The sequence below is a fragment of the Tepidimonas sediminis genome, assembly GCF_007556605.1.
Lineage (GTDB): Bacteria > Pseudomonadota > Gammaproteobacteria > Burkholderiales > Burkholderiaceae_C > Tepidimonas > Tepidimonas sediminis.
The window spans coordinates 405,761-419,713 of sequence record NZ_VJND01000001.1 but is presented as its reverse complement, the minus strand read 5'-3'; the positions used below and the strand labels follow the sequence as shown (position 1 = coordinate 419,713).

The following is a 13,953-nucleotide window of genomic DNA, read 5'->3' as shown; positions in this document are numbered from 1 at the left end:
TGCTGGCCGGCGTGGGCAACGCGCCGTTTCACCCGGTGGATTTCTCGATCCTGAACCAGCGCGTCTCGCCGCCGCGGCTGGGCTACGCCTTCAGCGTGCACGGGCTGACCGGCAACCTCGGCTGGGCGCTGGCGCCGGTGTTTCTGGTCGGCATCGCCACCCTGGGCGACTGGCGCCACGCCTACTGGGCCGCCATCGTCGTCTACGCGGCGGTGCTGGCGCTGCTGTGGTCGCAGCGCGAGCATCTGGCCACGCGCGTGGTGCGACGTGTGGCCGGCCAGACGGCGGCGGACGACCTGGCCTTCCTGCGGCTGCCGGTGGTGTGGGGGTGCTTCGGCTTCTTCCTGCTGTCGACGATGACGCTGGCGGTGGTGCAGACCTACGCCACCTCGATCCTGCAGGCGGTGCATGCGGTGCCGCTGGCCACGGCCACGCTGACGGTGACGGCCTACATGCTGGCCGGTGCGGCGGGCATGCTGCTGGGTGGCTGGGTGGCCGCGCGCGTGGCGGCGGTGGATCGCGTGGTGGCGCTGACGATGATGGCGGGGGCTGCGCTGATGCTGCTGGCGGCCAGCGGCTGGCTGGGCGGTGCCGGCACGATGGCGGCGCTGGCGGTGACGGGGCTGGCGATCGGCATCGGCGGTCCCAGCCGCGACCTGCTGATCCGCCGCGCCACGCCGCCCGGCGCCACCGGCCGTATCTACGGCACGGTCTACTCTGGGCTGGACACCGGCTTTGCGCTGGCGCCACTGGTGTTTGGCGTGCTGATGGACCACGGCTGGTACGCGACGACGCTGGCCGGGGGGGCGGCCACGCTGCTGCTGGCCACCGGGGCGGCGCTGGCGGTGGGCCGGCGCACGCGACCGCATTGAAGGCGCGGGCGGCCCGGCGCGGCGGCGTGCAGCGCCGCTGGCGCTAGCCAGCCTTGCGCAGCCGGGCGATGAAGAACGCATCCGTCCAGCGGCTCGGCAGCACGCGCCGGGCGAGCCGCAAATCGGGATGCAGCGGCCTGCCTTGCCATGCGCCGAGGCCCGCCACGGCGGGCAGCGGGCAAGGCCACGGCAGCGCCTCCAGCGCCAGGTCATCGCGCTGCCGCAGCAGCGCGTCCAGCACCAGCTCGTTTTCCTCAGGCGACAGCGAGCAGGTGCTGTAGACCAGCACCCCGCCGGGCTTGAGCGCCTGCACCGCCGAGCGCAGCAGCCGCGCCTGCAGCGCGGCGCTGGCGCGCACCTTGCGCGGGCTCCAGTGCGCCCACGACGCTGGATCGAGCCGGGTGAACTGCGCTTCCGAGGAGCACGGCGCATCCAGCAGCACGCGCTCGAAGCGCTGCGGCACCAGCCGCCCGACCTGCGTGCCGTCCTTCAGGTAGAGCTGCGCGCACGTCACGCCCAGCCGCTGCAGGTTGGCCTTGAGGCGAAAGAAGCGCGCGCGCAGCGGCTCCACCGCCGCGATGCGGCCGCGGTTGCCCATGCGGGCCGCGATCAGCGCGGTCTTGCCCCCAGGCGCGGCGGCCAGGTCGAGGATCTCCTCGCCCGGCTTCGGGTCCAGCGCCCACACCGCGGCCTGGCTGGCTGCGCCCTGGATGGCGAGCGCACCCTGCCCGACGAGCGGATGGTGGGTCAGGGCCGCGCGTGCAGCCGCCGGCACGCGCCAGACGCCTTCGACGCCGGGCAGCGGCTCGGCCCCGAGGGCACCGAGCGCCCGTTCGGCCAGCGCCAACGGGGTACCGTGGAGCGGGTTGTGCCGCACGACGACGTCCTTGGGCTCGACGTAGCTCGCCTCCACCATCGGACGGTGCTCGGCCGGGATGACCGCGTCCAGCAGCGCCGTGAAGGCCGCGGGCAACGGGGGCAGGGCGTCGGAGGCCGGACGATCCATCGGGGGGCCTGCTCAGGCGTGATCGGCCTCACGCTGCAGCGCGTCGATTGTCTCGGCCAGCGCCAGCCAGCGTTCCTCGGCGGTGGCCAGTTCCGCCTCCACCGCCTTCAGCCGCCGGCCCGCCTCGGCGATCGCGGCGCCGTCGCGCAGGCTGGCCAGCGTCTCCTGCAGCTCGGCCTGCTCGGCCTGCAGCGCGGCCATGCGCGCCTCCAGCGCCTGCTGCTCGCGCTGATGCGGACGCAGCCGCTCGGCCAGGCGCTGGCGCTGCTGCGCCTGCAGCCGGCGGCGCTCCTGCGGCGACAGGCCAGCCTCGCCACGTGCCGCGGCGGCCCCGGTGGCGGCCACGGCGGCCCGTGCCCGTTGCGTGTCGAGGGTTTCGCGCCGCTGGCGCGCCACCTCCAGCAGGTGGCGCTGGTAATCGTCCAGGTCACCCTCGAACGGCTGCAGCCGGCCGCCCGCCACCAGCCAGAACGTCTCGCAGACGGCGCGCAGCAGCGCCCGGTCGTGGCTGACCAGCAGCACCGCTCCTTCGAAACCGTTGAGCGCCACCGCCAGCGCCTCCCGCGTGACGAGGTCGAGGTGGTTGGTCGGCTCATCGAGCAGCAGCAGGTTGGGGCGCTGCCACACCAGCAGCGCCAGCACCAGGCGCGCCTTCTCGCCGCCGCTCATCGTGCCCACCGGCTGCAGCGCGGCCTCGCCGCCGAACTGGAAACTGCCAAGGAAGCCGCGCAGGTCCACTTCGCGGGTGGACTGCCCCGGCGGCAGGGTGCCGGCCGCCTCTGCCTCGCGCGCCAGCCGCTGCAGGTGCTCCAGCGGCGTCTCGTCGGCGCGCAGCACGTCCAGTTCGTGCTGCGCGAAGTAACCGATGCGCAGCCCGCGGCCGGTCTGCCGACGACCGTGCAGCGGCGGCAGCACGCCGGCCAGCGTCTTGACGAGCGTGGACTTGCCCTGACCGTTGGCCCCCAGGATGCCGATGCGCTGCCCCGGCAGGACGCCGATGCGCACCTCCCGCACGATCGGCAGGGCCTCGCCGCTGGCGGCGTCGCGGTAGCCGGCGCTGACGTCGTGCAGCACCAGCAGGGGGTTGGGCGGCGGGCCCGGATCGGCGAATTCGAAGCTGAACTCGGCTTCGGCCAGCACCGGCGCGACGCGTTCCAGGCGCGCCAGCGCCTTCAGGCGACTTTGCGCCTGGCGAGCCTTGGTGGCCTTGGCGCGGAAGCGCTCGACGAAGCGCTGCAGATGGGCGATGCGGGCCTGCTGCCGCTCGAAGGCGGCCTGCTGCTGCGCCAGCTGCTGCGCGCGCTGTTCCTCGAACGCGCTGTAGCCGCCGGCGTAGCGCATCAGCCGCCCGCCTTCCAGGTGCAGCGTGACGCGCGTGACGGCGTCCAGGAACTCGCGGTCGTGGCTGATGACGATCAGCGTGCCCGCATAGCGCTGCAGCCAGCTCTCCAGCCACACCAGCGCGTCGAGGTCGAGGTGGTTGGTCGGCTCATCCAGCAGCAGCAGGTCGCTCGGGCACATCAGCGCGCGCGCCAGCTGCAGCCGCATGCGCCAGCCGCCGGAGAAGTCGCCCACCGGCCGCTGCAGCTCCTGCGGGGCAAACCCCAGTCCGAGCAGCAGCGCCTGAGCGCGCGCTTCGGCGTCGTGCGCGCCGGCGTCGGCCAGCCGCGCGTGCGCCAGCGCGATCGCCTCGCCGTCGCCGGCGGCCTCGGCGGCGGCCAGCGCCGCCCGTGCCTCGACGAGCGGGGCATCGCCTTCCAGCACGAACGCGGTGGCCGGCTGCGTGCCGTCGGGCATCGTCTGCGCGACGTGGGCGATGCGCCAGCCGCGCGGGCGCTGCAGCTCGCCGGCGTCCTCGTGCAGCTCGCCGAGCAGCAGGCCGAAGAGGCTGGACTTGCCGGCGCCGTTGCGGCCGACCAGGCCGACCTTCTCGCCGGCGTGCAGCGTGACGCTGGCGCGCTCCAGCACCACCTTGGCGCCGCGGCGCAGCGTGACCTCGCGCAGCACGATCATGGGGCGCAGCGCTTGGGGTCGGGGGGCAGGTCGGCATGCGCGGCCTGCAGCGCCGCACGGGTGATGAGCAGCACTGCATCCGGCCCCGCGCTGGTGTGCAGCCACTCCACCGCCAGCGTCGGAAACACCGCCTCGAAGTGCGCGCGCTCGTGGCCGATCTCCAGCACCAGCACGGCATCCTCCTCCATGTGGTCCGCGGCGCGCGCCAGCAGGTGGCGTACGAAGTCCATGCCGTCGTCGCCACCGTCCAGCGCCAGCGCCGGCTCGGCGCGGTATTCAGGAGGCAGCGTCGCCATGCTGGCACGGTTGACGTAGGGAGGATTGCACAGGATCAGGTCCCAGCGCCCGTCGAGGTCACACCAACCGTCGGACTGCCACAGCCGGATGCGGTCCTGCAGCCCGTGGCGCGCGACGTTGCGGGCGGCCACTTCCAGCGCGTCGGCGCTGACGTCGCTGGCGTCCACCGTGACGTCGGGCCAGGCCAGCGCCGCCAGCACCGCCAGCGACCCGTTGCCGGTGCACAGGTCCAGCACCCGGCGCGTATGCGCGCCCAGCCACGGGTCGATCGCGTCGGCCTGCGGCGCCGCGGCGATGATCTCGGCGATCAGGCTGCGTGGCACGATCACGCGCTCGTCGACGTCAAACGGCACCCCCTGCAGCCACGCCTCGCCGGTCAGGTAGGCGGCGGGCTTGCGCGTGCGGATGCGTTCCTCGATCAGGGCGCGCACCGCCGAGGCCCCGGCCTCGTCCACCGTGCGCGCGCCCTCGGTCTCGAGGTCCGTGTCGAGCGGCAGCCCGAGCCGCCACAGCACCAGCCAGGCCGCCTCGTCACGCGCACAGGTGGTACCGTGGCCGAAGCTGACGCCCGCCTCGGTCAGCCGCCGCTCGGCCTCGGCAAGCAGTTCGCCCAGCGTCGCCGCCGCCATCACGCTTCTCCTGCCAGCCGCTGCAACACGCGCTGATAGATGGCGGTCAACGCCTCCAGGTCCTCGAGCGCGATGTGCTCGTCGACCTTGTGGATCGAGGCGTTGGGCGGGCCCAGTTCGACGACCTCGGGGCAGATGCGTGCGATGAAGCGCCCGTCGCTGGTGCCGCCGGAGGTCGACAGCTCCGGCCTCGACCCGGTGACGTCGTGGATGGCGGCCGACACTGCCTCCACCAGCGGGCCCCGCGGCGTCAGGAACGGCAGTCCCCCTACCGTCCAGTCGAGGGCATAGTCTTCGCCCGCGCGCAGGCCGTGCCGCGCCAAGATCGCCGCCACGCGCGCCTGCAGGCTCTCCACGCTGGAGGCCGGACCGAAGCGGAAGTTGAAGTCCAGCGTGACGCTGCCGGGGATGACGTTGCTGGCGCCGGTGCCGCCGTGCACGTTGCTGACCTGCCAGCTGGTCGGCTGAAAGTACGCGTCGCCGTCGTCCCAGCGCGTCTGCACCAGCTCGGCCAGCGCCGGGGCCAGCAGGTGGATCGGGTTGCGCGCCAGATGCGGGTAGGCGATGTGGCCCTGGATGCCCTTGACGGTGAGCCTTCCGCTCATCGTGCCGCGGCGGCCGTTCTTGATCATGTCACCGGTGCGCCGCACGCTGGTGGGCTCGCCGACGATGCACCAGTCCAGCCGCTGGCCGCGCGCGCGCAGCGCCTCGCACACCACCACCGTGCCGTCGCGCGCCGGACCTTCCTCGTCGCTGGTGAGCAGGAAGCCGATCGCCAGCGGCGCCTCGGGCCGTTGCGCGAGGAAGCGCTCGCACGCCACCACCATCGCCGCCAGCGACCCCTTCATGTCGCTGGCGCCGCGGCCCCACAGGCAGCCGTCGCGCACGGCGGGCTCGAACGGGTCGCTCGTCCAGCGATCCAGAGGTCCCGGCGGCACCACGTCGGTGTGGCCGGCGAACACCAGCACCGGCGCGTCGGGGCCGGCCCCGGGCCGCAGCGCCCACAGGTTGGTGACGCGAAAGTCGTCCGGCCCGCTGGCCATCGTCTCGCAGGCGAAACCCAGCGCCCGCAGCCGCGCGGCCAGCAGCGCCTGGCAGCCCGCGTCGTCGGGGGTGACGGAGGGGCGGCGGATCAGCTCCGCGGCCAGGGCAAGGGTGTCGGTCATGGCGGTTCTTGTCGGGGTGCCCGGCTGGCCGGGGCGCGCGCAGATCAGATCTTGGGCGGCAGGAAGCCCTCGAACGACGGCCCCCCGCCTTGGCCGGGCTCGGCAGGCGGGGCGACGGCGGTCTGTGCCAGCGCACGGGCGCGGTCGTCGTTCTGCAGCCGCCACAGCAGGTTGGTCGGCGAGTCGGCGTAGGCCAGCCCCTCCTCGCGCGTGATGCGCCCGGCCAGGATCAGCCGCGCCAGATCGGCCTCGAAGGTCTGCGACTCCTCGGCCATGGACTTTTCCAGCGCCTCGCGCACGCCGAAGAAGTCGGCCTTCTCGATCAGCTCGCTGATCAGGCGCGTGTTGACCAGCACCTCCACCGCCGGCGTGCGCCCGCCATCCACCGTGCGCAGCAGCCGCTGCGAGACGATCGCCTTCAGCGACGAGGCCAGGTCGTTGAGCATGGTCGGCCGCACCTCGACGGGATAGAAGTTGAGGATGCGGTTGAGCGCCTGGTAACTGTTGTTGGCGTGCAGCGTGGCCAGCACCAGGTGGCCCGACTGCGCGTAGGCGATCGCCTGCGACATCGTCTCGCGGTCGCGGATCTCGCCGATCAGGATGACGTCGGGCGCCTGGCGCAGCGCATTCTTCAGCGCGACGTTGAGCGAGGCGGTGTCGGTGCCGACCTCGCGCTGGTTGACCACGCTCTTCTTGTTCTTGAACAGGTACTCGATCGGATCCTCGATGGTGAGGATGTGGCCGCTGGTGTGCTCGTTGCGATGGTCCAGCAGCGCGGCCAGCGTCGTGCTCTTGCCCGAGCCGGTGGCACCCACCACCAGCATCAGGCCGCGCTTGGCCATGATCATCTGCGTCAGCACCGGCGGGATGCCGAGCTCGCTGACCTTGGGGATCTGGCCGCTGATGAAGCGCACCACCACCGCGCAGGTGCCGCGCTGGCGCATCGCGCTGATGCGAAAGCGCCCGACGTCCTGCATCGGGATGGCGATGTTGAGCTCGCCGGTCTCGTCGTACTCCCGCAGGTGCTCCGGCTTGACCACCTCCGCCAGCAGCCGGTAGGGGCCGTCGGCCGGCAGCGGCTGGGCGTTGACCGGCATGGTCACGCCGTTGATCTTGATCAGCACGGGCGAGGAGGCCGACAGGTAGATGTCGGAGGCCTTCTTCTCCGCCATCAGCCGCAGCAGCTGCTCCATCGGGCCCATCGCCGGAGTCTCCCTCGGGGTGTGACGCGCAGGGCGGGTTTCAGTCGCGCAGCAGCTCGTTGAGGCTGGTCTTGGCGCGCGTCTGCGCGTCCACGCGCTTGACGATGATGGCGGCGTAGAGGCTGTACTTGCCGCCGTCCTTGGGCAGGCTGCCGCTGATGACCACCGAGCCGGCCGGCACGCGCCCGTAGAGGATCTCTCCCGTGGTGCGGTCGTAGATCGGCGTGCTCTGGCCGATGTAGACGCCCATCGAGATGACGGAGTTTTCCTCGACGATGACGCCCTCGACGATCTCGGAGCGCGCGCCGATGAAGCAATTGTCCTCGATGATGGTGGGGTTGGCCTGCAGCGGCTCCAGCACGCCGCCCAGCCCCACGCCGCCCGAGAGGTGCACGTTCTTGCCGACCTGGGCGCACGAGCCGACCGTGGCCCAGGTGTCCACCATCGTGCCCTCGTCGACGTAGGCACCGATGTTGACGTAGCTCGGCATCAGGATCGCGCCCTTGGCGATGTAACTGCCACGGCGCGCCACCGCCGGCGGCACGACGCGCACGCCGCTGGCGGCCAGCTCCTGCGGCCCCATGCCGCCGAACTTGGTCGGCACCTTGTCGAAGAAGGCGAGGTCGCCGGCGCGCATCAGTTCGTTGTCGCGCAGCCGGAAACTCAGCAGCACCGCCTTCTTGATCCACTGGTGCACCGTCCACTGGCCGACCCCGTGGCGCGTGGCCACGCGCAGGCGCCCGGCGTCGAGCTCGGCGATGACGTGCTCGACCGCCTCCACGACCTCCTTCGGGGCGCTGCCGGCGCCGAGCTGCGCGCGGTTGTCCCAGGCGTTTTCGATGATGCGTTGCAGTTGGTCGGTCATGGTGAAGGTCGTCGGGGTCTGGAGGTCGTCGTGGACAAGGGAAAACGCCGGATCAGCCGCGCGCGCAGCGCACGATGCGCTCGGCGGCCTCGACGCATTCGTCCAGGCCGGCCACCAGCGCCAGCCGCACCCGGCCGGCCCCGGGGTTGCGGCCCTGGTGCGTGCGCGCCAGGAATCGGCCCGGCAACACCGTCACATTGTATTGGGCCAGCAGCTCGCGCGCGAAGGCGGCGTCATCGCCGCCGAAGCGCGCCGGCACCCCGGCCCAGAGGTAAAAGCCCGCATCGGGCAAGCGCACGTCCATCACCTCGGCCAGCATCGGCGTGACGCGCTCGAACTTGGCGCGGTAGAGCCGGCGGTTGGCCTCGACGTGCCCCTCGTCGGCCCAGGCCGCGGCGCTGGCGCGCTGCACCGCCAGGCTCATCGCGCTGCCGTGGTAAGTGCGATAGAGGGTGAACGCGCGGATCAGGTCGGCATCGCCGGCGACGAAGCCGCTGCGCAGGCCCGGTGCGTTGCTGCGCTTGGAGAGGCTGGTCAGCATGATCAGCCGCTCGAAGCGGCGCCGCCCCAGCCGCCAGGCCGCCTGCAGTGCACCCAGAGGGGGCTCGTCGCCGAAGTAGATCTCGCTGTAGCACTCGTCGCTGGCGATGACGAAGCCGTGGCGGTCGCTGAGTTCGAACAGCCGCGCCCACTCCTCCAGCGTCATCACCGCGCCGGTGGGGTTGCCGGGCGAGCAGGCGTAGACCAGCCGCGTGCGCGCCCACACCTCGGGCGGCACGCCCTCCCAGTCGGTGGCGAAGTTGCGCGCCGGCTCGCAGTTGGCATACCACGGCGTGGCGCCGGCCAGCAGCGCCGCCCCTTCATAGATCTGATAGAAAGGATTGGGGCAGACCACCACCGGTTCGGGCCCGCCGGCGAACGCACGCGGATCCAGCACCACCTGCGCCAGCGCGAACAGCGCCTCGCGCGAGCCCAGCGTCGGCAACACCTGCGTGGCCGCATCGACCTCGACGCCGTAGCGCCGCGCCAGCCAGTCCGCGCACGCCTGCCGCAGCGCCGGGGTGCCGGCCGTGGCAGGGTAGGCCGACAGCCCCCCTTCGGCCTCGATGGCGGCGTGCAGCGCGTCCTTGAGCACCGCCGGCGTCGGGTGGCGCGGCTCGCCGATGCCGAGGTTGATCGGCCGCAGGGCCGGGTTCGGCGTGAGGTCGGCGGTCAGCGCGCGCAGGCGCTCGAACGGGTAGGGCTGCAGGCGCTGCAGCAGAGGATTGCCGGCAAACGTCATGGGGCGCAATGGTAGCGGCTCACGCCCCCCTGTCCCCGTACACTAGCGCCCCGTGCGTCTGCAGACCATCAAGCTCTCCGGGTTCAAGTCGTTTGCCGAGCCGACCACGATCCAGCTGCCGGGACAGCTCGTGGGCGTGGTCGGTCCCAACGGCTGCGGCAAATCCAACATCATGGACGCCGTGCGCTGGGTGCTGGGCGAGTCCAAGGCCAGCGAGCTGCGCGGCGAGTCCATGCAGGACGTCATCTTCAACGGCACCACCACGCGCAAGCCGGCGCAGCGCGCCAGCGTCGAGCTGGTGTTCGACAACGGCGCGCGTCGCGCCGGCGGTCCCTGGAATCAGTACACCGAGATCGCGGTGCGCCGCGTGCTGACGCGCGACGGCACCAGCAGCTACTTCATCAACAACCAGCCCGTGCGCCGCCGTGACGTGCAGGACGTGTTCATGGGCACGGGCCTGGGACCGCGCGCCTACGCCATCATCGGTCAGGGCACGATCAGCCGCATCATCGAGAGCCGCCCGGAGGAACTGCGCCTGTTCCTGGAGGAGGCTGCCGGCGTCTCCAAGTACAAGGAGCGCCGGCGTGAGACCGCGCACCGCCTGGCCGATACGCGCGACAACCTGACGCGCGTGGAGGACATCCTGCGCGAGCTGCACGGTCAGCTGGAGCGGCTGCAGGCGCAGGCCGAGGTCGCCCAGCGCTACCGCGAGCTGCAGCAGCGGCTCGTACGGCGCCAGCAGCAGCTGGCGTGGCTGAAGGCGCACGAGGCCGAGCAGCAGCGCGACCGCGTGCGCGCCGAGGGGCGGCAGGCCGCCGTTGCGCTGGAGCGGCACGCCGCCACACTGCGGCAGGTGGAGGCCGAGCTGGCCGAACTGCGCCAGGCCCAGGCAGCCGCGGCCGACGCGCTGCATCAGGCGCAGGCGGGCGTCTACGAAGCCGGCGCGGAGGTGGCGCGGCTGCAGGCCGAGATCCGCTTTGCCGCCGAGGGGCGACGCCAGGCGCAGCAGCGGGCCGAGGCGCTGCAGGCGCAGCTGGCGCAGTGGGACGAGCACGCCGCCCGCGCCGCCGAGGAGGAGGCCGCACTGCAGGCGCAGCAGGAAGAAGCCGCGGCCGAGGCGCAGCGGCTGGCGGCGCAGCTGGAGGAACTCGACCCGCGGCTGGAGGCGCTGCAGCAGGCCGAGCGGCGCGCCGACGCGACGCTGCAGCAGTGGCGCGAGCGCGTGCACGAGCTGCAGCGGCGCCTGAGCGCGCTGGCGGCGGAGCAGCGCTCGCTGCAGGAGCAGCGGCGCGCTGCCGAGGCGCGCCACGAGCGCTGCCGGCAGCAGGCGCGGCAGGCCGAGGCGCCCGATCCGCGGCACCTGCAACACTGGCAGGCCGAGGAGACCCAGGCCGCCGAGGCGTTGGCGCAGGCGCAGGCGCGTCTGCAGGAGCTGCAGGCGGCGCTGCCGCAGGCCGAGCAGGCGCGCGCCGACGCCGAGACCAGCGCCCGCGACGAAGCGCGGCGCGAAGCCGAGCTGCAGGCGCGCCTGACGGCGCTGCGCGCCCTGCAGGACAAGCTGCAGACCGACGACCGACTGCAGCCGTGGCTGCGTGCGCAGGGCCTGCAGGGGCTGGCCGCCCTGTGGCACCACCTGCCGAGCGACACCGGTTGGGAGACGGCGCTGGAGGCGGCGCTGCGCGAGCGCGTGCGCGCGCTGCCGGTGCAGGGTTTGGACGCGCTGGCCGGCCTGCAGCAGGATCCGCCGCCGGCGCGGCTGGCCTTCTACGCCACCCCGGCCGCTGCCAGCGCGCCGCCGGCGCCGCCCGCGCCGGCCGGCTGCGTGCCGCTGGTGGACCATCTGCGCCTGCACGATGCCGGCCTGCACGCCGTCCTGGCCGACTGGTTGCACGGCTGCTGGGCCGTCGAGGATCTCGGCACCGCGCTGCGGGCGCGCGCGGCGCTCGGCCCGGGTCAGCGCATCTACACCCCGCAGGGCCATGGCGTCGGGCGCCAGGACGTCGTGTTCTACGCCGCCGACGAGCCGCAGGCCGGGCTGCTGGCGCGGGCGCACGAGCTGGAGCAGCTCGAGCGCGCCGCCCGCGCCCAGGCGCTGGTGCACGAGCAGGCGCGCGCCGCGCAGCAGCGCGCCCAAGCCCGACTGGCCGAGTTGCAGGCTGCCATCGAGGCCGCGCGCCGCGAGTTGGCGCAGGCGCAGCAGCGCCACCATGGCGCGCAGCTGGAGCGGTTGCGCGCCGAGCAGCGCGCGCGCGAGGCCGCCCAGCACCACGAGCGTCTGCAGGCCGACCTGACCGAAGTGGAGGCCCTGCTGGAGGCATTGGCCGGACGTGCCACCGAGGCCGAAGCGCGGTTCGAGGCGCTCGACCTCGAGCTGGCCGAGGCTCAGGGGGCGCTGGCGCGCGCCGAGGACGAGGCGGCGGCGGCGCAGCACGCCCTGCAGCAGGTGCGCGAGCAGCAGCGCGCGCTGGAGCGCCGGGTGCAGGAGGCGGACTTCGTCCGTCGCAGCTTGGCGCAGCGGCACGAGGAGCTGCGGCGGGCCCAGGCCACGGCGGCGGCGCAGCGGCGCCAGCTGGGGGAAGAGCTGGCCGCGCTGCAGGCGCAGCTGCGGCAGCATGACGACGGTCAGGCCCAAGGTGCACTGGAGCAGGCGCTGCAGCGCCACCACGACGCCGAGGCGCGGCTGGCTGCCTGCCGCAGCCGTCACGACGAGGTGGCCGCGCGCCTGCGCGCCGCCGACGAGCAGCGCCTGCGCACCGAGCGCGAGCTCGAGCCGCTGCGCCAGCGCATCGTCGAGCTGCAGCTGCAGGAGCAGGCCGCCGAGCTGGCGCGCCAGCAGCACGCCCAGGCGCTGGCCGAGGCCGGGGCCGATCCGCAGGCGGTGGCCGACAGCATCGCCGCCGACGGCGTGCGCGCCGCCAGCCTGCCGGGCGAGATCGAGCGCCTGCAGCGCGACATCGCCGCCCTGGGGGCGGTCAACCTCGCCGCGCTGGAGGAGCTGGGGGCGGCGCGCGAGCGCGAGCAGTTCCTGCGCCAGCAGTCCGACGACCTGCGTCAGGCCATCGCCACGCTGGAGGATGCCATCCGCCGCATCGACCAGGAAACGCGCGACCTGCTGGCCAAGACCTTTCACACCGTCAACGAGCATTTCGGGCGCATGTTTCCCGAGCTGTTCGGCGGCGGCCAGGCGCGCCTGATCATGACCGGCGAGGAGATCCTGGACGCCGGCGTGCAGGTGATGGCGCAGCCGCCGGGCAAGCGCAACCAGACCATCCACCTGCTGTCCGGCGGCGAAAAGGCCCTGACCGCCATCGCGCTGGTGTTTGCGATCTTCCAGCTCAACCCGGCGCCGTTCTGTCTGCTCGACGAAGTGGACGCGCCTCTGGATGACGCCAACACCGAGCGCTACGCGCGGCTGGTCACGCGCATGAGCCGCGACACGCAGTTCCTGTTCATCAGCCACAACCGCATCGCCATGGAGATGGCGCAGCAGCTGGTGGGCGTGACGATGCAGGAGCAAGGCGTTTCGCGCATCGTGGCGGTGGACCTGCAGCAGGCGGTCTCGATGATGGACAATGCCACGCCATGAACGACGCGTCGCTGCCGATCGCGCTGCTGGCCGTGGGAGCGGGGGTGCTGCTTGCGGTGTGGGGTTACCACCGCTGGCGCATCCGTCGCCTGACGCCGCCGCCGGTGCCGCCGACCCCCGAGGCCGGTGAACCACCCGAGGCGCTGACGCGGCTGGAGCCGGTGCTGCAGCCGACGGCCGCCGCGGTGGCCGGTGAGCCGGGCCCGCGGGTGTTGTCGCCCCGCATCGACGCCATCGTCGAGCTGCGGCTGGAGCGACCGGTCAGCGCCGAGGCGGTGCTGGCCTCGATGCCGCCGAGCCGGCGCATCGGCAGCAAGCCGCTGGCCGTGGAGGGCTGGCCGGAGGAGGCCGCCAACGGCGACGCCGACGCCTGGGAGGTGCCCGCCCCGGGTCGCCGCTATGCGCGGTTGCGGGTGGGGGTGCAGCTGGCCAACCGCAGCGGCGCCCTCAACGAGATCGAGTACTCGGAGTTCGTGCAGAAGGTGGGCCAGTGGGCCGAGCACCTCATGGCGGCGGTGGATTTCCCGGACATGCTCGGGGTGGTGCAGCGTGCACGCGAGCTGGATCAGTTCGCCGCCGCGCACGACGCGCAGCTGGCGCTGACGCTGCGGGCACGGCGCACGGCCTGGAACCCCGGCTACGTCACCCAGCACGCGCTGCGGCTCGGTTTCGTGCCCGGGACGTTGCCCGGACGCATGGTGTACCCGGCCGCCGATGGCACGCCGGTGGTGGCGCTGCAGTTCGAGACGCAGGCCGCGCTTGCCGACGACCCCGAGCTCGAGGTGCTGCGCGAGGTGCGCCTGACGCTGGACGTGCCGCACGTGCCGGCGCAGCTGGCGCCGTTCGAGCGGCTGCGCGCGCTGGGCACGGCCTTGGCCGCGGCGATGGAAGGCTGGATCGGCGACGAGGCCGGCCAGGCGCTGACCGACGAGGCGCTGGACGCCATCGCGGCGGAGCTGCAGCGGCTCTACGCCCGGCTCGAGGCCAGTGGGCTGGCGGCCGGTTCGCCCGAGGCGCGGCGTCTGTTCAGCTGAG

10 protein-coding genes are annotated in these 13,953 nt (G+C 73.2%); 3 read left to right on the top strand and 7 right to left on the bottom strand.

Annotated elements, in window-relative coordinates; genetic code table 11:
- Positions 1 to 872: MFS transporter (locus tag Tsedi_RS01935; protein ID WP_143893011.1), on the top strand; the 872-nt coding region annotated here is incomplete at its 5' end.
- A 43-nt stretch (positions 873 to 915) separates the two neighbouring features.
- Here Tsedi_RS01935 and Tsedi_RS01930 read toward each other — a convergent pair.
- The 7 genes from Tsedi_RS01930 to dapC are packed head-to-tail and all read right to left on the bottom strand — an operon-like array spanning position 916 to position 9,332.
- Positions 916 to 1,878: an RsmB/NOP family class I SAM-dependent RNA methyltransferase gene (locus Tsedi_RS01930; RefSeq protein ID WP_143893009.1), complete on the bottom strand. Its 963-nt coding sequence runs from the start codon at positions 1,876 to 1,878 to the stop codon at positions 916 to 918.
- A gap of 12 nt (positions 1,879 to 1,890) precedes the next feature.
- The gene (locus Tsedi_RS01925; RefSeq protein WP_143893007.1) at positions 1,891 to 3,891 is read right to left on the bottom strand and encodes an ABC-F family ATP-binding cassette domain-containing protein; all 2,001 of its coding nucleotides are present in this window, start codon (positions 3,889 to 3,891) and stop codon (positions 1,891 to 1,893) included.
- Complete coding sequence (gene prmB / locus Tsedi_RS01920) at positions 3,888 to 4,817, bottom strand: 50S ribosomal protein L3 N(5)-glutamine methyltransferase (protein ID WP_143893005.1); 930 nt, start codon at positions 4,815 to 4,817, stop codon at positions 3,888 to 3,890. The genes Tsedi_RS01925 and prmB overlap by 4 nt, the downstream gene beginning before the upstream one ends.
- The gene (gene dapE, locus Tsedi_RS01915) at positions 4,817 to 5,983 is read right to left on the bottom strand and encodes a succinyl-diaminopimelate desuccinylase (protein ID WP_143893003.1); all 1,167 of its coding nucleotides are present in this window, start codon (positions 5,981 to 5,983) and stop codon (positions 4,817 to 4,819) included. The genes prmB and dapE overlap by 1 nt, the downstream gene beginning before the upstream one ends.
- A gap of 44 nt (positions 5,984 to 6,027) precedes the next feature.
- Positions 6,028 to 7,185 carry a PilT/PilU family type 4a pilus ATPase gene (locus tag Tsedi_RS01910; RefSeq protein WP_143893001.1) on the bottom strand — a complete coding sequence of 386 codons (1,158 nt, stop codon included), beginning with the start codon at positions 7,183 to 7,185 and terminating at the stop codon, positions 6,028 to 6,030.
- Between the two features lie 40 nt (positions 7,186 to 7,225).
- Positions 7,226 to 8,050, bottom strand: coding sequence for a 2,3,4,5-tetrahydropyridine-2,6-dicarboxylate N-succinyltransferase (gene dapD / locus Tsedi_RS01905; protein ID WP_143892999.1), 825 nt, complete (start codon positions 8,048 to 8,050; stop codon positions 7,226 to 7,228).
- 52 nt (positions 8,051 to 8,102) lie between these two features.
- Positions 8,103 to 9,332: a succinyldiaminopimelate transaminase gene (dapC, locus tag Tsedi_RS01900; protein ID WP_143892997.1), complete on the bottom strand. Its 1,230-nt coding sequence runs from the start codon at positions 9,330 to 9,332 to the stop codon at positions 8,103 to 8,105.
- Between the two features lie 52 nt (positions 9,333 to 9,384).
- Here dapC and smc point away from each other — a divergent pair, with 52 nt between their 5' ends.
- Positions 9,385 to 12,918 carry a chromosome segregation protein SMC gene (smc, locus tag Tsedi_RS01895; protein ID WP_143892995.1) on the top strand — a complete coding sequence of 1,178 codons (3,534 nt, stop codon included), beginning with the start codon at positions 9,385 to 9,387 and terminating at the stop codon, positions 12,916 to 12,918.
- Positions 12,915 to 13,952, top strand: coding sequence for a cell division protein FtsZ (locus Tsedi_RS01890; protein ID WP_143892993.1), 1,038 nt, complete (start codon positions 12,915 to 12,917; stop codon positions 13,950 to 13,952). The genes smc and Tsedi_RS01890 overlap by 4 nt, the downstream gene beginning before the upstream one ends.
- Position 13,953 lies beyond the last annotated feature (1 nt).